This is a genomic window from Arthrobacter sp. FW305-BF8 (genome assembly GCF_021789315.1).
Taxonomy (GTDB): domain Bacteria; phylum Actinomycetota; class Actinomycetes; order Actinomycetales; family Micrococcaceae; genus Arthrobacter.
The window spans coordinates 4202873-4223927 of sequence record NZ_CP084561.1 but is presented as its reverse complement, the minus strand read 5'-3'; the positions used below and the strand labels follow the sequence as shown (position 1 = coordinate 4223927).

General features: G+C 66.9%; 23 protein-coding genes. 12 read left to right on the top strand and 11 right to left on the bottom strand.

Annotation, left to right across the window (positions count from 1 at the left end; translation table 11 throughout):
- Positions 1 to 151 precede the first annotated feature (151 nt).
- Positions 152 to 910, bottom strand: coding sequence for a LamB/YcsF family protein (locus tag LFT45_RS19225; protein ID WP_236809443.1), 759 nt, complete (start codon positions 908 to 910; stop codon positions 152 to 154).
- A gap of 104 nt (positions 911 to 1014) precedes the next feature.
- On the opposite strand from LFT45_RS19225, the gene LFT45_RS19220 reads away from it, so the two are divergent.
- The 3 genes from LFT45_RS19220 (at position 1015) to LFT45_RS19210 (ending at position 4215) form a co-directional block, all read left to right on the top strand.
- On the top strand, positions 1015 to 1689 hold the full coding sequence (locus LFT45_RS19220; RefSeq protein ID WP_236805174.1) for a GntR family transcriptional regulator: 675 nt from the start codon (positions 1015 to 1017) through the stop codon (positions 1687 to 1689).
- 334 nt (positions 1690 to 2023) lie between these two features.
- Positions 2024 to 3385 (top strand): MFS transporter, encoded by a 1362-nt coding sequence (locus tag LFT45_RS19215; RefSeq protein WP_236805173.1) that lies wholly within the window; start codon positions 2024 to 2026, stop codon positions 3383 to 3385.
- Between the two features lie 14 nt (positions 3386 to 3399).
- Complete coding sequence (locus LFT45_RS19210; protein ID WP_236805172.1) at positions 3400 to 4215, top strand: putative hydro-lyase; 816 nt, start codon at positions 3400 to 3402, stop codon at positions 4213 to 4215.
- A 74-nt stretch (positions 4216 to 4289) separates the two neighbouring features.
- Here the strand turns inward: LFT45_RS19210 and LFT45_RS19205 are convergent, their stop codons facing one another.
- Positions 4290 to 5084 carry a carbon-nitrogen hydrolase family protein gene (locus LFT45_RS19205; protein ID WP_236805171.1) on the bottom strand — a complete coding sequence of 265 codons (795 nt, stop codon included), beginning with the start codon at positions 5082 to 5084 and terminating at the stop codon, positions 4290 to 4292.
- 32 nt (positions 5085 to 5116) lie between these two features.
- Here LFT45_RS19205 and LFT45_RS19200 point away from each other — a divergent pair, with 32 nt between their 5' ends.
- The gene (locus LFT45_RS19200) at positions 5117 to 5773 is read left to right on the top strand and encodes a GntR family transcriptional regulator (protein WP_236805170.1); all 657 of its coding nucleotides are present in this window, start codon (positions 5117 to 5119) and stop codon (positions 5771 to 5773) included.
- A 7-nt stretch (positions 5774 to 5780) separates the two neighbouring features.
- On the opposite strand, the gene LFT45_RS19195 is transcribed toward LFT45_RS19200, so the two are convergent.
- Positions 5781 to 7175, bottom strand: a complete 1395-nt coding sequence (locus tag LFT45_RS19195) for an MFS transporter (RefSeq protein ID WP_236805169.1) — start codon at positions 7173 to 7175, stop codon at positions 5781 to 5783.
- Between the two features lie 148 nt (positions 7176 to 7323).
- Between LFT45_RS19195 and LFT45_RS19190 the strand changes: the two genes are divergently transcribed.
- Positions 7324 to 8010 carry a DUF2848 domain-containing protein gene (locus LFT45_RS19190; RefSeq protein ID WP_236805168.1) on the top strand — a complete coding sequence of 229 codons (687 nt, stop codon included), beginning with the start codon at positions 7324 to 7326 and terminating at the stop codon, positions 8008 to 8010.
- Between the two features lie 71 nt (positions 8011 to 8081).
- Here LFT45_RS19190 and LFT45_RS19185 read toward each other — a convergent pair whose 3' ends face one another.
- From LFT45_RS19185 to LFT45_RS19175, 3 genes are all read right to left on the bottom strand, one after another.
- Positions 8082 to 8729 carry a phosphatase PAP2 family protein gene (locus LFT45_RS19185; protein ID WP_236805167.1) on the bottom strand — a complete coding sequence of 216 codons (648 nt, stop codon included), beginning with the start codon at positions 8727 to 8729 and terminating at the stop codon, positions 8082 to 8084.
- The gene (locus tag LFT45_RS19180; RefSeq protein ID WP_236805166.1) at positions 8714 to 9013 is read right to left on the bottom strand and encodes a hypothetical protein; all 300 of its coding nucleotides are present in this window, start codon (positions 9011 to 9013) and stop codon (positions 8714 to 8716) included. Before LFT45_RS19180 ends, LFT45_RS19185 begins: the two co-directional genes overlap by 16 nt.
- A gap of 194 nt (positions 9014 to 9207) precedes the next feature.
- The gene (locus tag LFT45_RS19175; RefSeq protein WP_236805165.1) at positions 9208 to 10485 is read right to left on the bottom strand and encodes a pyridoxal phosphate-dependent aminotransferase; all 1278 of its coding nucleotides are present in this window, start codon (positions 10483 to 10485) and stop codon (positions 9208 to 9210) included.
- A gap of 130 nt (positions 10486 to 10615) precedes the next feature.
- On the opposite strand from LFT45_RS19175, the gene LFT45_RS19170 reads away from it, so the two are divergent.
- From LFT45_RS19170 to LFT45_RS19145, 6 genes are all read left to right on the top strand, one after another.
- Complete coding sequence (locus LFT45_RS19170) at positions 10616 to 11083, top strand: hypothetical protein (RefSeq protein WP_236805164.1); 468 nt, start codon at positions 10616 to 10618, stop codon at positions 11081 to 11083.
- Entirely contained in the window at positions 11084 to 11971 is an 888-nt protein-coding gene (locus tag LFT45_RS19165) for an LssY C-terminal domain-containing protein (RefSeq protein WP_236805163.1), read from the top strand.
- 139 nt (positions 11972 to 12110) lie between these two features.
- Positions 12111 to 12620, top strand: a complete 510-nt coding sequence (locus tag LFT45_RS19160) for an ASCH domain-containing protein (RefSeq protein ID WP_236805162.1) — start codon at positions 12111 to 12113, stop codon at positions 12618 to 12620.
- Between the two features lie 350 nt (positions 12621 to 12970).
- On the top strand, positions 12971 to 13222 hold the full coding sequence (locus tag LFT45_RS19155) for a hypothetical protein (protein ID WP_236805161.1): 252 nt from the start codon (positions 12971 to 12973) through the stop codon (positions 13220 to 13222).
- Between the two features lie 183 nt (positions 13223 to 13405).
- Complete coding sequence (locus LFT45_RS19150; protein WP_236805160.1) at positions 13406 to 14008, top strand: J-domain-containing protein; 603 nt, start codon at positions 13406 to 13408, stop codon at positions 14006 to 14008.
- A 28-nt stretch (positions 14009 to 14036) separates the two neighbouring features.
- The gene (locus LFT45_RS19145; protein WP_236805159.1) at positions 14037 to 14879 is read left to right on the top strand and encodes an HNH endonuclease; all 843 of its coding nucleotides are present in this window, start codon (positions 14037 to 14039) and stop codon (positions 14877 to 14879) included.
- A gap of 65 nt (positions 14880 to 14944) precedes the next feature.
- Here LFT45_RS19145 and LFT45_RS19140 read toward each other — a convergent pair whose 3' ends face one another.
- The 3 genes from LFT45_RS19140 to LFT45_RS19130 are packed head-to-tail and all read right to left on the bottom strand — an operon-like array spanning position 14945 to position 18105.
- Entirely contained in the window at positions 14945 to 15268 is a 324-nt protein-coding gene (locus LFT45_RS19140; RefSeq protein ID WP_236805158.1) for a DUF6221 family protein, read from the bottom strand.
- A 39-nt stretch (positions 15269 to 15307) separates the two neighbouring features.
- Entirely contained in the window at positions 15308 to 16267 is a 960-nt protein-coding gene (locus LFT45_RS19135) for an NUDIX hydrolase (RefSeq protein WP_236805157.1), read from the bottom strand.
- Positions 16264 to 18105, bottom strand: a complete 1842-nt coding sequence (locus tag LFT45_RS19130) for an ABC transporter ATP-binding protein (protein ID WP_236805156.1) — start codon at positions 18103 to 18105, stop codon at positions 16264 to 16266. Before LFT45_RS19130 ends, LFT45_RS19135 begins: the two co-directional genes overlap by 4 nt.
- 262 nt (positions 18106 to 18367) lie before the next feature.
- Here LFT45_RS19130 and LFT45_RS19125 point away from each other — a divergent pair, with 262 nt between their 5' ends.
- A complete protein-coding gene (locus LFT45_RS19125) occupies positions 18368 to 18727 on the top strand; it encodes a hypothetical protein (protein ID WP_236805155.1) in 360 nt (119 codons plus the stop codon).
- On the opposite strand, the gene LFT45_RS19120 is transcribed toward LFT45_RS19125, so the two are convergent.
- Complete coding sequence (locus tag LFT45_RS19120) at positions 18724 to 19023, bottom strand: antibiotic biosynthesis monooxygenase family protein (protein ID WP_236805154.1); 300 nt, start codon at positions 19021 to 19023, stop codon at positions 18724 to 18726. The two genes, LFT45_RS19125 and LFT45_RS19120, sit on opposite strands and share 4 nt — an antisense overlap.
- A gap of 103 nt (positions 19024 to 19126) precedes the next feature.
- A complete protein-coding gene (locus LFT45_RS19115) occupies positions 19127 to 20992 on the bottom strand; it encodes a Na+/H+ antiporter (protein ID WP_236805153.1) in 1866 nt (621 codons plus the stop codon).
- Between the last annotated feature and the right edge of the window lie 63 nt (positions 20993 to 21055).

The following is a 21055-nucleotide window of genomic DNA, read 5'->3' as shown; positions in this document are numbered from 1 at the left end:
CACCGCCCGCACCCGGCCCGGGCGGGCGACGCTCGAAGGCGGAGTGTTTGGGGGCAGAGTGTTTGGGATTGCCTCCGGCGCGGGCTGGCCTGACGCGGAGGGCACGTCAATGTTGGGGGTTGCCATCGGGTCCTGAATCCGTCGCTTCATGCTAAACGAAGGCCTTGATGGTGATGCCGGCGGCGTCGAGCGCCCTCTTCACGGCGACAGCCATGGCCACCGCGCCGGGTGAATCCCCGTGGACGCAGACCGATTCCGCATTGATCGTCAGCCCGGAGCCGTCGATCGCCGTGATGGCCTCCCCGGTGGTCATCTGCAGGACCCGGGCGGCAACCGCCTCGGGGTCCTCCAGGACGGAACCGGGCTGGGAGCGCGACGTCAGCGTGCCGTCCGGGTTGTAGGCACGGTCAGCGAACGCCTCGGAGACTGCGCGGAGCCCGGCTTCCTCCGCGAGCCGCAGCACCTCGGATCCGGGCAGGCCAAGGATAGGGAGGCCGGGATCCACCGACTTCACTGCGTCCACCACGGCGCGTGCCTGCGCCGTGTTGTGGACTATCGCGTTGTACAGGCCGCCGTGCGGCTTGACGTAGCGGACCCGGGTGCCGGCCGTTGCGGCCAGTGCCTGCAGCGCGCCGATCTGGTACACCACGTCGTCGGCCAGTTCGCGCGGGTCGACGTCCATGTACCGGCGGCCGAATCCGGCCAGATCGCGGTAGCCGACATGCGCCCCGACCACCACGCCGGACTTGGCGGCGGCCTCACAGGTTGCCCGGATGACGCTGGGGTCCCCGGCGTGGAATCCGCAGGCCACGTTGGCGCTGGACACGGAAGCCATCATGGCCGCATCGTCGCCCAGGCTCCATCGCCCGAAGGATTCACCGACGTCACTGTTCAAATCAATTGCGTGCATTGTGACCCTCATCTCAACTCGTCCTTACACAAGGATGCACCCTCCGGGGAAAATGTTCAACAATTCAACAATCCAATTGTGGTTGGTTCGTGTAAATTCGGGGTATGGCCACAGTCAATCCGAGTTCAGGCGTAGCCCGGCTACGCGTCGCCGTGCCCGCGGTGGCCACCCGCGTTGCGAGTGAGCTGCGGCTCCAAATTGCCGAAGGTGCGCTTCTTCCCGGGACGAAGCTGAAGGAAGAGGCGCTCTCCGAGGAGCTCGGGGTTTCACGCAACACCGTCCGCGAGGCGTTCGCCGAGCTCGCCAGCGAGCGCCTGGTGGTCCGCCAGCCGAACCGCGGCGTCTTCGTCGCCAGCCTCGAGGTCAGCGACATCCATGACGTCTACGCCGTCCGGCGCGCCATCGAAGTCAGCGCCGTCCGCGGCGGCGGGAGTGCCGATAGCATCGCCGCCGTGCGCGCAGCCGTGGAGGAGGGGAAGCGCGCTGCCGCGGCCGGCGACAGCGAGGGGCTGGGCAGTGCGAACGCGCATTTCCACGGCGCCCTCGTGGCGATGGCCGGCAGCGAACGCCTGAATGTCATCATGTCGCAGGTGCTGGCTGAAATGCGGCTGTTCTTCCATAAGGCCTCCATAGACGGTGGCTTCTATCAGGACTACCTGGCTGACAACGACCGGATCTGCAGCGCCCTCGAAGCGGGGGACAATGACCTCGCGGCCGAGCGCCTCCTGTCTTACCTCGCCAGGTCCGAAGAGCATCAGGCCGCAGTCCACACGTCCTAGCTGATCCTCTCCGCAGCCGCCCATACAGCGCGAGCGGACACTTGTGGCCCCTGGGAAACGCTTCCCAGGGGCCACAAGTGTCCGTTCGCGCTTAACCAGCGCAGCCTTGGTGCCCCTTGACGGTGTGACGCAGGTCGCGTACATTGTTCAACAAGTTTGGATTGTTCTACATTTCCACAATCCAACAGAACGCTCCGCATTCGGTGGCTCTCCCGGGGAAGCCGCCAACCAGCCTCAGTGCCCGCGCCTTGTCAACGTCGCAGGCCCGGGCGGGCTGTACACCAGCGCATCCGCAGCACGACGGATGGCATCCACACTCTTTCTGGAGGAACAAATGGCCAATCAATCCGCAATGGCCTCCGCAGGTTCGAGGCCCGCTGTCGGGCGCAAGGACATGTACAAAGCGTTCGCGGCCAGCCTCACCGGTACCGCGCTGGAGTTCTACGACTTCGCGGTCTACTCCGCCGCGGCCGCAATTGTTTTCCCGCTGATCTTCTTCCCGGCGTCGGACCCGGTGACGGGTACTCTCCTGGCATTCTCCACCTACGCGGTGGGCTACATTTCCAGGCCCGTCGGCGGCATTATTTTCGGCCGGCTCGGCGACGAGATCGGCCGCAAGAAGATTCTGGTCATCACGCTGATGCTGATCGGCGTCGCCACCTTCCTCATCGGCCTGCTGCCCACCTATGGCAACATCGGCATCCTGGCCCCGGCCATCCTCGTCTTCCTGCGGTTCGCGCAGGGCGTGGGCGTGGGCGGCGAATGGGGCGGCGCTGTCCTGCTGTCCAGCGAATTTGGTGAACCCAGCCGTCGCGGCTTCTGGGCTTCCGCGGCGCAGATCGGCCCGCCCGCAGGCAACCTGCTGGCCAACGGCGCACTCGCCGTCCTCACGCTGACCCTGTCCGAGCAGGCCTTCCTGGACTACGGCTGGCGCATTGCGTTCCTGATCTCGGCCCTTCTGGTGGCGTTCGGGCTGTGGATCCGCCTCAAGCTCGAGGACACCCCCATCTTCAAGGCCATGGAAGCCCGGGGCGACCAGCCCAAGGCCCCGATCAGGGAAGTCCTCACCACGCAGCGCCGTCCGCTCCTTGCCGCGATGCTCAGCCGCATCGGCCCGGACGTCACCTACGCATTGTGCACCGTCTTCACCCTGACGTACGGCATCCAGGAACTTGGCTTCGACCGTGGCCAGGTGCTGGTGGCGGTGCTGGTCGGTTCAGGCCTCCAGCTATTCACCATGCCGCTCGCGGGCGCCATCTCCGACCGGATCAACCGGCGTCTCGTTTACGGCATCGCGGCAGTTGCTGCCGCTGTCTGGGCCTACCTGTTCTTCATCGTGCTCGACGGCCGCTCGCCGGTGATGCTCGTGGTGGGAACCGTGCTCGGCCTGCTCTGCCACTCCTTCATGTACGGCCCGCAGGCCGCGTTCGTCGTCGAGCAGTTCACGCCGCGGCTGCGCTCCACGGGAAGCTCGCTGGCTTACACCTTCGCGGGCATCATCGGCGGAGCCATTGCACCGTTCATGTTCACCCTGCTGCAGAGCACCTTCCACAGCTGGGTCCCGGTGGCCGTCTACCTCAGCGTCGCCTGCCTGCTGACCATCGTGGGCCTGGCCATCGGCCGGGACTCCAATGTGGCGGAGGACGAGGAGTACCTGAACGGATCCACCGACGTAGTAGAGAGCGGCACCCGATGAGCCAGGAGAACGCCATGAGCCAGGAGTATGCCATCAGCCAGTCGAACGGACTCGTGGCGCCGGCCGAAGCCCGCCGGCAGTTCCGCAGCGGTCTGGTCACCCCCACCTCCGGCTGGAGCGATGGCTACACGCAGGCGAACCTGATAGCGGTGACGGCCGACTACGCCGAGGAATTCCTCGAGTTCTGCCGGCTCAACCCCAAGGCCTGCCCTGTCATCGACGTCATTCCTGCCGGGAAGTTCGAAAGTTCCCTCGCCGCGGGTTCGGACATCCGCACCGACATCCCCGCCTATCGGGTGTGGGAGGACGGCGTCCTTTCCGCCGAGGTCCCGGACGCCACCCCGCTCTGGCGGGATGACATGGTGGGTGTGCTGATCGGCTGCAGCTTCACCTTCGAAGCCGCCTTGGCCAGCGCGGGCATCCCCCTGCGCCACACTGAAATGGGCCGCAATGTGCCGATGTACCGGACCAGCATCGAGTGCACCCCGGCAGGGCGGATCCACGGCCCCATGGTGGTCTCGATGCGTCCGATGCCGGCCGAGATGGTGGAAACCGCCATCAGCGTCACCGCGGAGGTGCCGAAGGTCCACGGCGCGCCAGTCCACGTCGGATCACCAGAGGACCTGGGCATTGCGGACATTTCCCGCCCTGACTTCGGCGATGCCGTGGACATCCGGCCCGGAGAAGTACCGGTCTTCTGGGCCTGCGGCGTCACGCCCCAGAGCGCCGTGATGGCGTCCCGGCCGGCCTTCGCGATCAGCCACGCCCCGGGGCACATGTTCATCACGGACATCCCGGAAAGCACGTACCGCGTGCCGGCAGGGCACTAGTTAGAGGAAGAAGCGGGGCGTGGACACCCATGGTGGCCACGCCCCGCCGTCGTGATTCCCGGAAACGGTCCGGACTAGAAACTCCGGGTGTTCGCCAGCACGGGCAGCTTTCCGCGGACCTCCGGGATGATGGCCGGATCAATGTCCACCACGGCAAGTTCGGGTTCGCCGCCCAGCGCCACCAGTGGAGAACCCAGCGGGGAAATCACGGCGCTGTGGCCGATCCCGGTGGGCGCGGTGCCGGCGGACGGTAGCCCGATGCTGGCCGGATCGCCCTGCCCGCAGGCCACCACAAACGTGGTGCTGTCCACGGCCCGGGCGCGGACCAGCAGGTCCCACTGCTCGGCCTTTCCTTCGCCCGCACCCCAGGACGCGCAGACAATGTTGACGGCGGCGCCGGCCCTCGCGTTGGCCGTGAACAGCGCAGGGAAGCGCACGTCGTAGCAGGTAGCCAGGCCGATCACCGTGCCGTTGACTTCGAAGGTGACGGGCGATGTTCCCGCATCCACCGAATCCGACTCGGCAAAGCCGAACGCGTCAAAGAGGTGGATCTTGTCGTAGGACGTGTCTATGCCGAGGCCGGTCACCAGCAGGGTGTTCCGCACCCGTCCTCCCGCCCCGGGCGTGAACATGCCAACGACGACGGCGATGCCCAGTTCCGCGGCAATGGCCCGTACCGTTGTGGCCCACGGCCCGTCCAGCGGTTCAGCGATTTCCGCCAGCGGATTACCGAAGGCGCGCATGGCGGCCTCGGGGAACACCACGAGTTCGGCGCCTGCCGCTTTTGCCCGGGTGGCGTAATCTCGGACCAGTTCCAGATTGGCGGTGAGGTCGGCGCTGCTGACGATCTGGGCGACTGCTAAACGCATGAATATGCTCTTCTCTGTTGTATACCTGATGTATGCGAAAAAGTTCGGGGACGGCCGCGTCCGGCCGGGAGAAGGCCTACGAGTACCTGCGCGAGAACATCCTGACCGACCCGGAAATGCAGGGGCGCTTCCTCAATGAACAGGAGCTGGCCGCCCAAATCGGTGTTTCGCGCACCCCGGTCCGGGAGGCCCTCCTCCTGCTGGTCTCCGACGGGCTGGTGGAGCTGATTCCGCAGCGCGGCGCTTATGTTCCGCCGGTGACCGGCCGCGAAATCGCGGAACTGATGGAGCTGCGCGGAGTGCTGGAAAGCCACGCCGCCCGTCTGGTCATTGAGCACCGGAGCGTGCCGGCAGCCAAGATGCGGGACACCCTCGACCAGCAGGCCCAACTGCCCGAAGGCCAGGGGGCCGAGGCTGCGCAGGAGTTCATCCGCCTCGACACGCTCTTCCACCAGCAGCTGATTGATGCGGCGGGCAACGAGCTGATTTCCCGAACCTACAGCAAGCTGCACGTCCGGCAGATCGTCGTCGGGGTTTCCGCCCTGTTCCGGACCGGCGGCCGGCGCGAGCAGGTGTGCTCCGAACACCAGGGCATCCTCGATGCCCTGGTGTCCGGAGATGCCGCGAAGGCGCAGGAGGCCATCGACCACCACCTGGCCGTCACTCGCGACATCCTCCTCCGCACCTGATGGAGTTTTAGACCGCGCCGGACTGCTGGCGCGCCGAGGCCGAGCCTTCCAGGAGCAGCCGGTAGTCCAGGTCCTCGATGGTGTCGTTGTCCCGGCCAAGTGCCAGTCCCACCAGCGTCACGGCTGCTGCCACCGCCACGTAGATGGCCACCGGAATCCAGGTTCCGAATTCGGCCAGCAGCACGGTGAACAGCAGGGGCGCGATCGCGCCGCCAATGACGCCGGCGAAGGTGTACGCCAGCGAGCTGCCGGTGGACCGGAGCCGCGGCGAGAACTGCTCCACAATGAAGGCGGCCTGCGGGCCGTACATGAAGGAGTGCGCCATGAGGCCGAGGACGATGCCCACGATGAGCATCGGCTGGTTGTTGCCGCCGAGGACGCCGAAGAAGATGAACGTCCACACTGCTCCCACCACAGCGCCGACGCCGTAGACCAGGCGGCGGTTGAAGCGGTCGGAGACGGCGCCGGCCAGCGGGATCATGAACAGCTGGAAGGCTGAGCCGATCAGGACGGCGGTCAGTACCTGGTTGCGTTCGTAGCCGAGGACCTGGATGCCGTAGGTGAGCGTGAAGACGGTAAACAGGGCGTACAGGACGTCCGGGCCCACGCGGCACAGGATGGCCGCGATCAGCGGGCGCAGTTCCTTGCTGAAGACCTCGCGGACGGGGGCATGCGGCTGCTCGCCGTGGGCCTCAATGGCCTTGAAGATGGGGGTGTCCTCAAGCCGCAGCCGGATCCAGAGGCCAAAGCCAACCAGCACTGCGGAGACCAGGAACGCGATGCGCCAGCCGAAACTCAGGAACTGCTCCTCGGTGAGGGAAACGGTCAGGACGGCGAGCGCGCCGTTCGCCAGCAGGTTGCCGGCGGGCGGTCCCACCTGCGCAGCGGAAGCCCAGAACCCGCGGCGGTGCGGGTCGCCGTATTCACTGGAGAGCAGGACGGCGCCGCCCCATTCGCCGCCCACGCCCACGCCCTGCGCGAACCGCAGCAGGACCAGGAGAATTCCTGCCGTGGCACCGATGTTTGCGTAGCCGGGCAGCACGCCGATCAGCACCGTGGCCACGCCGATGATCATCAGGGTGGTCACCAGGACCTTCTTGCGGCCGATGCGGTCCCCGAGCCGGCCGAAGATGATGCCGCCGACCGGGCGGGACACGTAGCCCACGGCGTAGGTGGAGAAGGCGAGGATGGTTCCGGTCAGGGGATCGGTCGCGGGGAAGAAAACGACGGGAAATACGACGGCGGCCGCCGCCGAGTAAACGGCGAAGTCGTACCACTCGAGTGCTGTGCCGGTGAGGCTGGCGGCGAAGGCCTTGTAGAGGCCCTTCGGGTGCACCGCAGGGTGAGGGGTGGCGTGTGGATGCGGCGTTGTGCCCGGATCCGGAACTGGAGCGTTGGCCATGGTGTTGTCCTCCACGAGGTTCTTATAGTGACGCCTGTCACGCTGGCGTTAAATGTATACATTACGCATACTGGATGTACATTGGCGACCGTTTCCGGTTTCCGATCTGTAAATTTCCGCAGCAGCACATGCAAAGGATGGATCCACGATGACGACTCTGAGCTTTGAACTACCCGATGGCCGGACGCAGGACGTGGAGGTCAAGCACCTCCTGAATGCCGGCTACGCAGGGCGTGAGCAGGATGAGGTCCAGGCCCACATTGCTGAGCTCGCTGAACTCGGCGTTCCGGGTCCCACCACCACTCCCGCCCTGTATCCAGTGTCCCCCTATCTGGCCCAGCAGGTATCGGAAGTTCGGGTTCAGCATGGACGGACTTCCGGCGAGGCTGAATGGGCCCTGGTCATTACCGAGGCCGGTGTGCTGCTCACGGTCGCCTGCGACCACACGGACCGGGCGCTGGAGGTGCACGGCGTGGCCTGGAGCAAGAACGCCAGCCCGGATGTGCTGGGGCGCAAGGCCTGGAAGCTGGACGACGTTCGGGGGCACCTGGACCAGATCACGCTCAAGGCCTGGGTGGGGGAAGGGGATACCCCTGACACCCTTATCCAGGACAGTTCCCTCGAGGCCCTGCTGACCCCGGACTACTGGCTGGACGTCCTCACCGAACGCGGCCTGAATGCACCCGGGACCGTCCTCATCTCCGGCACCGTGGCCATGACCAGCGGAGTGGACCAGTTCGCCCGGAGCTGGAAGGTGGAAATGTCCGATCCCGTGGCCGGAAATTCCGTCGACGTCCAGTACGTCGTGGAACAGATGGCTGAACCGATCGGCTAGCGCTCGCAGCAAAGGCAGGCGGACGACGGCGGGAGCCTCCCGCCGTCGTCCGCCTGCCTGGATTCGGGTGCTTAGGCGCGTCCTGCCTTAGGGGCAACTGCCCCGGGCGCCGTTCCCGCCGGGACCTCACCGCGTGCCCGCCGCTTCCGCACTGTCAGGTAGAGCCGGTGGGCCGTGATCACGAGGGCCAGCCAGGCCGCACCGAGTGCCCACGCGGCGAGGACGTCGGTGAGCCAGTGGTGGCCGAGGTAGACCCTGCTCAAGCCCATGGCTGCGGCGAAGACGGCGGCGGCCGCGCCGGCGAGAATGCGGCTGCGCGCGGTCTTCAGCCGCAGGATGACCAAGTAGGCCACAATTCCCGCGACCACTATTGCATTCAGGGAGTGGCCGCTGGGAAATGACGCCGAGTGTTCGTAGGGCGGAACTGCGTCGCTGAGGTCGGGGCGGGTGCGGCCGATCAGCCGCTTGCCCGCGATGGTCATCAGAAGGGAGCCCAGGCCCGCGGTGACAATGAGAATGACTGGAGTCCAGGACCGCCGCCGGTAGGCAAGGACACCCATGACCGCCAAGGCCAGGACGGGCATGCCGATGGTACCGCCCACATCGGTGAAGGCGGTGATGGCGGCATCCAGTCCGGGGGAGCGCATGCTCTTGCCGGCCGCCAGGACAGGGTGATCCAGGCCGGCAACCCCGTCCGCTTCAACTACTGACTCGTACACCTCGGCAAAGGCTGCGGTGAGGGCGGCGGCGATGACCCCCCCAGCATCAGGGTCAGGACCAGGGCACCGTGCGGGCCCAGGAACTGGCTGATGCGCTGGACGGCCCCGACCAGAAGGCGGCCGAAGCGGCTCTGCCAGCGGGTGAGGTCCTTGCCTCCGACGGTTGTGTCCTGGCGGAGTTCGCCGCGCACGCCTGTCTGCGGTGTTCCCTGTTGATCGGTCAAGGGGCTTCCCGTCAGGAGCTTGTCCGTCAACGGCTTGTCAGTCAGCGGTTCGTCAGGCAACGGGGGGTTCCTGTCTCTCGTCGGTGGCAGCGCACACGCACCAGGCCAATTAGTAAGCAACCTTACTGGTTGCTTGCCGGGCCGTCCACGCGACCAGCCGCCCAGGGAACAGGGGGCACGCCGAACACAAAAGCGGACGACGGCGGGAGCCTCCCGCCGTCGTCCGCTTTCCTGGGCCGCTGGGGCGGCAGTGTTCAGGCGCTCAGTTCGTCCGTACCGTGGTGGGCGTTGCCGGACATGGCGCGGGCGCGGCCCGCTTTGGCCCGGTACGAGGACAGGAAGGTGGAGATACGGCGGACCGCCTCGCGGATGTCGTCAACGGCGGGCAGGATGACGAACCTGAAGTGGTCAGTCGCGTGCCAGTTGAACGCCGTCCCGTGCGAGACCAGGATTTTCTGGTCCTGAAGCAGATCAAGGACGAACTGCTCGTCGTCCACGAACGGGTACATCTCCGGATCCAGCTTCGGGAACAGGTACATCGCACCGGCCGCCGGCACGCAGCTCACGCCGGGGATCTCGTTGAGTAGCCGGCAGGCAAGGTCGCGCTGTTCGCGCAGGCGCCCGCCGGGCCGGATCAGGTCCGTGATGCTTTGGTAGCCGCCCAGCGACGTCTGGATGGCGTGCTGCGCGGGAACATTGGGGCAGAGCCGGAGCGAGGCCAGCAGCTCCAGCGACTCCCGGTACGCGGCGGTTGCCCAGCGCGGCCCGCTCACGGCCACCCAGCCGGCCCGGTACCCGGGCATCCGGTACGCCTTGGACAGGCCGGAAAACGTCAGTACCGGAATGTCCCGGGCCACGGAAGCCGTGTGGATATGGACTTTGTCCTCGAACAGGATCTTCTCGTAGATCTCATCGGAAAACAGCACCAGGTCATGGCGGCGGGCCAGATCGGCGAACCCCTCGAGGACGTGCCGGGGATAGACGGCCCCGGTCGGGTTATTGGGGTTGATGAGCACGATGGCACGCGTGCGGTCAGTGATCTTCGCCTCGACGTCCGCCATGTCCGGCCACCAGTTGTTCTCCTCATCGCACATGTAGTGCACGGCGCTGCCGCCGCAGAGCACCGTGGCGGCAGTCCACAGCGGATAGTCCGGGGACGGGATGAGGACCTCGTCGCCGTCCTCCAGGAAGGCCTGCAGCGTCATGGAAATGAGCTCGCTGACGCCGTTGCCGATGAAGATGTCCTCGACGCCGATCTCCATCAGGCCCTTGGTCTGGTAGTACTGCGAGATGGCGGTCCGGGCGGAGAAAATGCCCTTCGAATCGCTGTAGCCCTGCGCCTCGCGCAGGTGGTGGATCATGTCCACCACGATGGACTCCGGCGCATGCAGGCCGAACGGCGCCGGATCCCCGAGGTTCATGCGCAGAATGCTGTGGCCTTCCGCCTCCATCTTCTTCGCCGCGTGCTGCACCGGACCCCTGAGGTCGTACCGGACATCTTGCAATCGGCTGGAATTCTGCATGGCGCGCATGAGGCATGTTTTCACAGCCGCGCCGCTCCGGACAACGTGAAGCCCTGAAGCTGGCGTTGCCGCCATCACGGGACAACACGTAAGTTTCAGCGTAGGAGTGCCCAGCACACGGCCAGAAGGAGAGTTGAGGATGTCCCTGTTCAAAGGACTCGTGAACGGAGCGCTCGCCGGCGCGGCAGGAACCACGGCGCTCAATGCCGTCAGCTACCTGGACATGGTGTGGCGGGGCCGGGCGGCCAGCACGACGCCCTCCGACTCAGTGGAGCGGCTGGCGGAACGGGCAGGTGTGACCATTCCGGGAACCGAAGCCCAGCGAGGGAACCGGGTGGAAGCCCTTGGCCCGCTGCTCGGGATCGCCACGGGCATGGGCCTCGGCGCTGTGCTGGGGGCGGCCGGATCACTGGGCGTGCGCACCGGGCCAGTCCGGTCGGTGGCGGTGGCCTCCGTGGCCGCCCTGCTCGTCTCCAACGTGCCCATGACCGCCCTTGGCGTGACTGATCCGCGGACCTGGAGTGCCGCGGACTGGGTCAGCGACATCGTGCCCCACGCCGCATACGGCGCTGTCACGGGGCACCTGCTGGAGCACCTGCCCAAGTAGGTGGCCAGCCAAACGATTCAGGAGCCGGAGCACTCCCGGCCGGACAGCCGGAAGGCGCGCTGGGGCACCCGCTGGGCCACGGTCGTCGCCGTCCTCCAGCGGCTGCTGTACGTGGCCATCACCGGAGCCATGGGCTGGGCGGTCTATTTCTTCCTGCTCGCCCGGCTGGCCAGGGGACCGGAGCAGGTGTGGGTGTTTCTGCCCGTCTGGCTCATTGCGGCCTATGCCTTCCTGCCCCGCGTCCACAAGATCTTCAGCAGCCTGTACCTGCCGAATTACTTCATCGGGCGTGCCCGCACCGGCGACGGCGTGCTGGGCGATCCGGTCAACCTCGCTGTCATCGGACCCGCGGACGAGCTCCGCACCGCGATGCTCACGGCAGGATGGATTGAGGCCGACCCCGTCACCCCGGCCACCGCCTGGCGCACGCTCACCGCGACCCTTCTCGGCCGGAGCTATGCGCAGTCGCCCGTCAGCGCCCTGTATGTCTTCGGCAACAAGCAGGACATGGTGTTCCAGCGGGAGATCGATGGCAACCCGCGCAAGCGGCACCATGTGCGGTTCTGGAAATGCCCGGACGGCTGGATGCTTCCCGGCGGGTTCGCCGTCGACTGGGTGGGCGCCGGTACCTACGACAAAAGCGTTGGCCTCTCGCTCTTCACGTTCCAAATTACACACAAGATCGCCGACGGGACCGATGAAGAGCGCGACTTCATCATCGGCACGCTGCAAGCGGCAAAGGCCGTGGAATCCGTGCACGTGATTAGGCATTTCTCCTCCGGATACCACCACCGCAACGGTGGTGGGGACAGCATCCGCACGGACGGGCACCTTCCGATCATCGACCTCCGCCCGCCCGGCCGGACGGACCCAGTGGGGCCCTTTTAGTACTGGGCGGGAGAACGACGGCGGGACGCACCCGGCGTCGTCCTCTCGCCTTGGCACTATTTTTCTTTGCCACAATGGCCGTGGGAATTGACCGCGTGCCGGCGCCTGTTCCTGACCGCTGGCTGAAGGAGGCGCTCGCGTGAGTGGCACAGATTTTTCCGGCGTGGACACAGCGGCGGCCAAGCTTTTCTGGTCCGAATATGCCGCCGCCTGCCCCGGAGCCGTCCGCCTTTGCCCTGACTACACGGTGGAGCGCTTCGGGGATTCCGCGGCCCTGGCCGACGAGCTGCTGCGGGCAGTGACGGAGGGGCCCAAGCGCGCCACCTCTGAACTCGCCGACGAATTCCTTGCGGCCGGGGACAGCCTGCCCCGCATCGGGTCGCATTGGATAGCCTGTGACGGTGCCGGCATCCCGCGCGTCGTGCTGCGGACCGTCGAGCTGCGCCTCGGCCCGTTTACCAGCGCCGACGAAGGCTTCGCGCGGGATGAGGGCGAGGATGACGGGTCGCTAACCAGCTGGCAGGCGGAGCACCGTAAGTATTGGACCCGGACCCGCGCCCGCCGTGGCCTGGAATGGACGGAATCCGACGAGATTGTTTTCGAACGGTTTCGGGTGGTCTGGCCGGCCGAGCTGGCGGACCCGGCCTAGGTCCGCCGGCCGGGCCAGCCTGGCCGGCTCGCTCCGCCCCAACGAGTGCCCAAGTAGCGGCCGCCGCGTAAATTCGAGTACCTGCTTCCGGTGCCGTTTCGCGTCTCAGCCCCTAGGGTTGACCTACTGGGTGGCGGAAAGAGTGACGGTGGAAGCAAATGCCGGCACGCTCTGGGCTGGGACGGCCGCCACGGTTGTTGCCGGACCGGCCGGTCCCCCCGGCTGATTCGGCACGTCGGTGATCGCTGAGAATCTAGCCGAAGGGCCCGGAAGGCCCCGGCTGAGGGCCGGCGATCATTGTTGAGTACCCGATCCGGCCTAAAGTTGCCGCCCCACCTGCGAGGGCCCCCATGAAGATTCCGAGGTCTGAACTTCCCGCCATCACGGCGGCTGTGAAAACGGCACCTGTGAAGGTGATCCCCGACCAACCATCCGGCCCGGCCGCAGCAGCCGGGCCCCGCAAAACTGCGACAACTCAGGCCCCGCCCGGTCACGGTTCGGCTGCCGCCGCCCCCAGCGGTGCGGGCGCGCGGGCCCAAGGCGACGAGGTCGCCGCCGTTCCGGCGCGTGCGAACATCGGCAACTGGCCCGATCCCATGTGAGCCGGGTCCACACTGCACGCGCACGACGACGGGAAGTCCCGCCGTCGTTGTTATAGCCCGTACCTGCCACTACTGCTGCCAGTGCAGAAAAGCACTCCCTGGACGCAACGCTCCGTTGAAGACTCCGGCACGCGCCGGAATACTGGAAACGGGACAGTGTCCGGCGGCAGGGGCGGTGAAAACGTGACGGGTTCAGCAGCAGGCGGCAACTTCAGGCGGAAGGTGGAGCGCGCGGCCGAACTCCGCGCCCTCCGGTACTCCGGCGGGACAGCGGAGGATGACGCGGAGCTGTCCGCCGCGGAGGCGGAATTGCGGGACAAGCGCCGGAAGGTCGGCAATGCGGCCCGGGCTGATTACCTGATCCGGGACGCGATGGCGCAGGGAAAATTCGACAACCTGAAATACTCCGGCAAACCGATTCCCGGGCTGGGGGAGGGCTACGACCCCGACTGGTGGGTCAAGGGCCTCATTGAGCGTGAGCACCTTAGCGGCCTGGGACCAGCTGCGATCCTGCTGCGCACCGAGGACGCGGAGCTGGACGCCAGCCTGGACGCCCAGTTCACGGAAAAGCAGGTGCGCGGCATGGTTGAGGACTTCAATGCCCGCGTCATCAACGCCCGCCGGCAGCTGCAGGGAGGACCGCCCGTGGTCACGAACACCCGTGACGCCGACGCCGAGGTGCAGCGGTGGCGCGAGCGCCGGGCAGCGGCGGCCGCGGCCGAACCGGAACCTGCCACGGAAGCCAAACCGAAGTGGTGGCGGCGCCTGGGCAACCGCTCCTCCTAAAAGCCATATCAGGTGGCACGATAAGGGAATGGTGGCTGTTTTGCTGGGCTGGAACCCGGGTGTAGGCGATACCTGGCCGGGCTATTCGCGGGTGGTGGATGAGCTGGGCGCTGCCGGCGTGCACCGCCGCGTGTGGCCCACCGGAACCGGCGTCCAGCCGGAGCCGGGAGCGGACGCGTGGCTCCTTTTGCATGGAAAGACAGGAAGCGGGCTCATTGGCCACGGCGTTGTGGCCTCCGCGCCATATCTTGCTGGGGCCGAACCGTGCGTTGACGTGGACTTTGACGTGCTGCTGCCGCTCGGAGACCAGATTCCGGTGGACATCCTGGCCGCCCGTGCGCCGCTGACGGACTGGGCTGCTGTTGCGACGGGCGCGTGCCAACCGGTTCCGGAGGAGCAGGCACGCGCCGTCCGGGAACTCTGGGCAGAGTGCCGGCCGGCCGACGAGATCGATCCTGTCCTGCCGGTGCCCGGCACGCTGCCGCAGGGCGCACTGGCCCGGGTATGGGTGAACCGCTACGAGCGCAACCCGCACGCGCGGCGTATCTGCCTGGCGCACCACGGAACCTCTTGCGCCGTTTGCGGGTTTTCCTTCGAGGCCGCGTACGGCCCGGAGGGCGAGGGCTTCATCCATGTCCATCATCTGGTCCCGGCTGCCCAGTTGGGCCCCGGCTACGAGCTGGATCCTGTGGGGGACCTGGTGCCGCTGTGCCCCAACTGCCACGCCATGGCGCACCGGCGCCGGATCCCCTATACCGTGGCGGAACTCCGCGCCATGAGGGCCCGCGCGGGGTACATCAGCGGGTCGGTCGTGTCCCAGCAGGAGCTGGACGCCCAGGCCGATGCCCGCCGCATCCTGGGCACCACCTAAACCGCGCCCACTGCGTTCCTCCTGACTGCGTTCCGCCTGTCTGGGTTCTGCCTACGGCGTTCTGCCTACGGGGACCAGAGCCAGTCCCGGTTGAAGTCGGGATGGTCACTGTAGGGGACTGCCAGCGCATTCAGGGACAGGGTGGTCCACTCCAGCGCCTGCGGAATCCACTCGGTCTCGTCGCCGAAGGGATCGCTCACGAGCGTGGCCAGAGCGGTCTGCCTGGCCGCCTCGACGATGCCGATCAGGCGCCGCTTGGCTTCGCACTCCAGCAGCAGCCGGCGTTCGTACCACTTACCCGATTCCGACGTGGTGCGGTCGCCGAGCAGCTTGCGCGCCACGGCCTCGTCTTCGGCAATGCGCGCGGACAGGAACTCCACAATGTCCACTGTTTGAGCGTACGCCCGCCGCAATGCCGGCACACGAAGCTAGACAGCGGGGCGAAGATCCGCAGCGGGGCTGAGGTCCAATGCCGTGCTGAGGTCCGCCGGGGACAATGGCAGGTAGTAGGCGGAACGGTAGCGGGTGCGGTCGCCGGTCACCACCCAGGCCGATCCCTTGCGGACGCGAAAGCGCTTGGTCAGGAGCGTCCGGTCGTGATGGACGAGGTGGGTCAGGACATCTGCCATGACATCCTCGTGTGTGCACAGGACCGTTCCTGTCCCGCGGGCCTGGGCCACGAGATCCAGCGTTGCCGCCAGCCCGCCGCCGGCCAGGTGGTTTGAACGCTCCACTTCGAGAGATTCCCGCCGCGCAAGTTCCGCCACGGTTTCGACACAGCGGTCCGAAGGCGCGGCGAGGATGCGTTCGATGGCAAACATGGCTCCCAGCGAAGCCAGCGACGTGGCGGCCTGCTCGCCGGCCGGCGCCAGCGGCCGGCTGCCTGCTGCCGGATCCCACTGGTCCCGCTTCGTCATTTCGGCCCCGCGGACCAGCAGCAGCATTTTTTCCCGCCTGACCGCCGGATGGACGCCCAGCTCAAGCTGGAGCAGGCTGCCCAGGGCAATAATGGCGGGCCGGTCCCGCGGCTCGGTCACCGTGCGCAAGGCCTCCGGCAGCGAAAGCCACCGGACGGCGTCGACCTCCTCATTAGCGGTGAAGCGGCCTGACTCCGCCGCGGCAGCCCAGTAACGGATGGTCTTTATCCGGTGCTTGCTGTCCTCGTAGCGGATGCTGGGCAGTTCCGTGCCCAGGCGGCAACGCAGCCCCGTTTCCTCCCGCACCTCACGTTCCGCGCATTCGCGGCCGGTTTCCCCGGGATCCGCCTTGCCTTTGGGGATGGACCAGTCGCCGTGCGCCGGCCGGTGGATCAGGAGCACCTCAAGGGCTCCCTTTCTTCCGATCCGCCAGGGCAGTGCACCGTACGTGGGTGCCTTCGTCTTGCTCATGCGCTTGTCTCCGTCTGAAGGCTGCCGCTCTCGGCAGGAACGAGGGTGAGGGCCGGGGCGACTTTGGCGTGCTGCAGACTGTCCAACCGGCTGTACAGGCCCCCGGACGCGGCGAGTTCCGCGTGCCTGCCGCTTTCCACGATCCGCCCCTGGTCCAGCACGTAGATGCAGTCGGCCCGTTTGAGCGTCGAGAGCCGGTGCGCAATGACGATCACGGTGCGCCCTGCCATCAGCCTCTCCAGGCCACGCATGACGTACTGCTCCGAGATCGCGTCCAGGCCGGACGTCGGTTCGTCGAGGATGACGATGGGGGTGTCCCGGACCAGCGCCCGGGCAATGGCGATTCGCTGGCGCTGCCCGCCCGAAAGCGTGACGCCCCGTTCGGCCACGGGGGTGTCGTATCCGAGGGGCAGGTTGCGGACGAACTCATCCACGTGGGCTGCCTCGGCTGCGGCCAGAACCTGCTCCCTGCTGGCGCCTTCCGAGCCGTAGGCGATGTTGTCGTAGATGGTCCCGCGGAACAGGATCGATTCCTGCAGCACGATGGATATCTGCCTGCGCACGGTTGCCACCTGCAGGTCCCGCACATCGATGCCGTCAAGGAGAACTTCCCCCTCGTCCGCATCGTAGAGCCGCGGAATCAGGCTGACGACGGAGGACTTGCCGGCGCCCGTCGGGCCCGTGATCGCCACGACGCTGCCTGGTTCGGCCTTGAGGTCAATCCCGTGCAGCACATGCCGGGCCCCCTGGTAGCCGAAGCTCACGGAGCGCAGTTCCACTGAACCGGCCAGCGGCGGGGCCGGCCGCGCGCCGGGCAGGTCCGAGATGGCCGGTGCGGTGTCCAGGATTTCCAGAATGCGCTCGGCGCTGGCCTGGCCGCGGCTGATGACGGTGGTGAGCTTGGCCAGGGCCTTCATGGGGGAATACATGGCCTTCAGATAGGCGATGAAGACGAGGAGCAGGCCCAGCGTCAGGGTCCCGTCCATTACCCGCTGGGCACCGATCCAGAGGACCAGCACCGTGCCCAGGGTCGCGATGACATCAACCAAAGGCGAGAACATGGACTGCAGCCGGATGACCCTCAGGCCGGCGTCCCGCCGTCCGTTGTTCCGGGTGCGGAAGTCCTCCTCGTGGCGCGCCTCGCTGGTGTAGGTCTGCATCACCCGGACCGAGGCGAACGTCTCCGACATTGTGGCCGCGATATCGCTGTCCCTCTTGCGGGCCTCCTTCGACGCGCCCTTGATGCGCCGCCGGTAGAAGAGGACCGTGGTGAACAGCAGCGGTGCCACCGCCAGGCCGATCAGTGCGAAGGTCGGATCGATCAGCACGCAGATCGTGATGACAAACCCCAGAATGAAGATGTTGGGCAGCAGCACGGCCAGGATCGACACCATGAGCGCCCGCACGTAGTCGACGTCCGTCGTGGTGCGGGTCACGAGGTCGCCCAGCCGCTGCTTGTCGTGGAAAGCCAGGGACAGCCGCTGCAGATGGGTGAAGACTTCGGCCCGGATGGTGGCCATGGCCTTCTCACCAACGCCGTTGAGCAGGCGGGTGCCGAGGTAATCCGCTCCCGCGTTGAGCACTGTCATGGCAAGGAGTGCCGACGCCGCGAGCAGGAGCAGTTGGAGCTGGCTTAGGCCAGCCAGGCCGAGGAACGCGGGCATCTCGTGGACCTTGGAGCTGCCTGTCGGCTGCAGCACGTCGTCGACGATGACCTTCATGGGCCAGGGCAGGGCCACTTCCATGGCGGCGACGAACACCACCAGCAGCGCGCCTCCTGCCAACGCCCAGATATGCGGGGCTATCGCCCCGCGGAACCGCCAAAAGGTTTGCAACATCTCTCCCCCTCAAAACCGGCGGCCAGGAGCATAACCGAACGCTTGCGTTGGCTGTGCTCTGAGACCGGCCAGGGTTGATCCCTGGTCCGGCCCACTATTGCCTGAGGAGCCTTGGGAAAACCTGCCGGAGCTTGGGGAAAACCTGCTGGCAGTTTGGATCCCGACGGCGGCCGCACGGATTGGGGGGCTTACATCCGGGCTTTCACGGACTACCGTTTGCAAGTAGAGGCAAATTCAAGCCTCCGGCAGCAAAGGAGACCCGATGGGTGACGTGTGGATCCGCACGATCAGCCATAGCTTGGTGCGGGCCGATAAGGTAACGGAGATCGCCTCGTCCCGCGGTTCGGTTCATGAGGAGCGCGGGTACTCGATCAAAGCGGTGGCCGAGGGCAAGGCCTATATCCTCGTCGACAACAGCGACTTCGAGGGCACGGTGAGCTCAAGGTTCGGTCATGCCAGCCGCATGCAGGCGGCACTGCTGCTCGCCATAGACGCCGCAAGCACTGCCGCCGCGGCCATGGTGATCAGTTACGAAGAGCACGGGGAACGCTGGATCCTCACCCCGGCGTCGGACATTGCAGGCGTGTCTGTGCCGGCCGCGCCGATGGCGGCCAGCACCTAGACGGATACCGCGAGGTCGAAATCGGCGCCGTGCATGTTCTCGCACAGGGCCACGCACGCACCCATGCGGTTCTTGAACTCAGGTGCTTGCTTCCAGGCGTCCCGCGACGCCTCATCGGTCCACTCGGAAAACGAGACGTAATGACCGGCGGTGCCCCTGTCCCGGAGCAGTTTCGCTTCTACCATGCCTGGATGGTTTTCCCGCGACCACTGCAGAAACTCCCGCCACCGCTCCACGAATTCGTCATCCTTGCCCTGTTTGACCTGCCAGACCCCCGAGGCGTAATGCTCTGCCATCGGTCTCACACCCTTTCCAAGATGCCGGATACGACAATCTTAGGTCCGCGGCATGGAGGAGGGGAGGGCAGGCCAGCCTTGCGCTGGGCGGGCAGGAACGTCACTATCCGAGCAGATCGTCCTCGTAGCACCACCGCCAGTCCTCGCCCGGTTCGATGCTGCGCATGACCGGGTGTCCGGTCGCCTTGAAGTGCCGGGACGCGTGGGTGGCGGGCGAGGAGTCACAGCAGGCCACATTCCCGCACTCCAGGCACATGCGCAGATGGACCGTGACGGTGCCTTCGCGGACACACGCGTCACAGCGTGCGTCGCGGGGAACCTCGGGATCGGGTGCGGCCTCCAGATGCGTGCAGTCGCCTCCCGGTCTGGCGACGGCGCGGGAGCCGGAAACATCGGCCTCCTCGATGACGGCGTCAAGCATCGACTCTTCGACGTCGAGCCTCTCCAGGACGTTGCTCAGAACGTCGTGCGCGTAGTTTCCGCCGCTCCTGAGTTCGAGGACCTTCGCCCGCTCCGCCTCGAGCATGGCGAGCCGCAGCTGGGCATAGCGCTGGCTGGGAGTGGCGGCCTCCGCCGTCGGCCTGCCCAGGCGTTCCCACGCTGCCAGCCCGCGCTCCAGCGTCCGCCGCTTGAGCATGGCCACCACCTCCGGAGGGTCATCGTCGGTCCGCAATTCGTGCAGCCGCTCCACTCCGGCCGCCGTGGCCTGCTGCGTCAGCGAGGCCTGGGCCAGCGCGTCCTCGCCCGCATCTGGCCCCTGCACGCGGAGCAGCCGCACCAGGGCCGGCAGCGTGAACCCCTGCAGCGCCAGGGTGCCGGCCACCACCACCATCGCCGCGAGGATCAGCACGGTGCGGTGCTCCAGGTCCTTGGGCAGCGTGAGGGCTGCGGCGAGCGTCACCACGCCACGCATGCCGGCCCAGGAGATGATGGCCGGGTACTGCCAGGGCGGCGAAGGGTCCTTCCGGGCCACAGCGGGAATAAGCCTGGGCAGGTAGGTGGCCGGAAACACCCAGACCGGCCGCAGCAGCAGCACGGCCAGCAGGATCACAGCGCAGCCCGCCCAGATTCTGGCAGCGCCCAGGGAGTCGTCCTGGACACCCTCGATGATGGTGCGCACCTGCAGGCCGATGAGGAGGAACACCGAGTTTTCCAGCAGGAACTGCACCGTCTCCCAGTTGCTCCGCTGGCTCTGCCGGGCGGCACCGTTGGGCATGGAAGGCGCCTTGGTGCCCATGATCAGGCCGGTGACCACCACGGCCAGGACGCCCGACGCGTGGATTGCCTCCGCGGGCAGGTACGCCACAAAGGGCGCCATCAGGGACGTTGAGGTATTGATGGCAACGTTGCGGATCCGCAGGCGCAACTGGGTGAGGACGTAGGCTGCGGCCAGTCCCACCACCAGCCCGCCGCCGGCGGCCAGCAGGAAGTCGGCGCCGATCTCCACCACGGACACGGCTCCGGCAAGGGCGGCGACGGCTGCGCGCAGGCACACCAGGGCGGTGGCGTCGTTGACCAGCGATTCGCCTTCCAGGATGCTGACGATCCTGCGCGGCATCCCCACCTTGCGCGCAATGGCCGTGGCAGCCACCGCATCCGGCGGCGCCACCACGGCGGCGAGTGCGATGGCAGCAGCCAGCGGTATCTCCGGGAACAGCCACCAGACCACCAGCCCGACGACGATGGTGCCGAAGATGACGTAGCCCACCGAGAGCAGCCCGATGGCCCGCCGGTTGGAGCGGAAGTCGAACAGCGAGGTCCGCAGGGCGGCGGCGTAAAGGAGGGGCGGCAGCAGTCCCACGAGGACAAGCTCAGGGTTGAGGTCGACCCGGGGCACGAACGGGAGGAAGGAGCCGGCCACCCCGGCGAGCACCAGTAGCAGCGGGACCGACACGTCAAGCTTGCGGCCCAGCGCACTGACCGCGCAGACCACCGCGGCGAGCGCCAGCAACCCCAGGGCGACTTCCATGCGGCTATTCTCTCAACCGATTCTCTGCACGGACGCAGCTGCCCGACGGCGGGCGGGGACTTC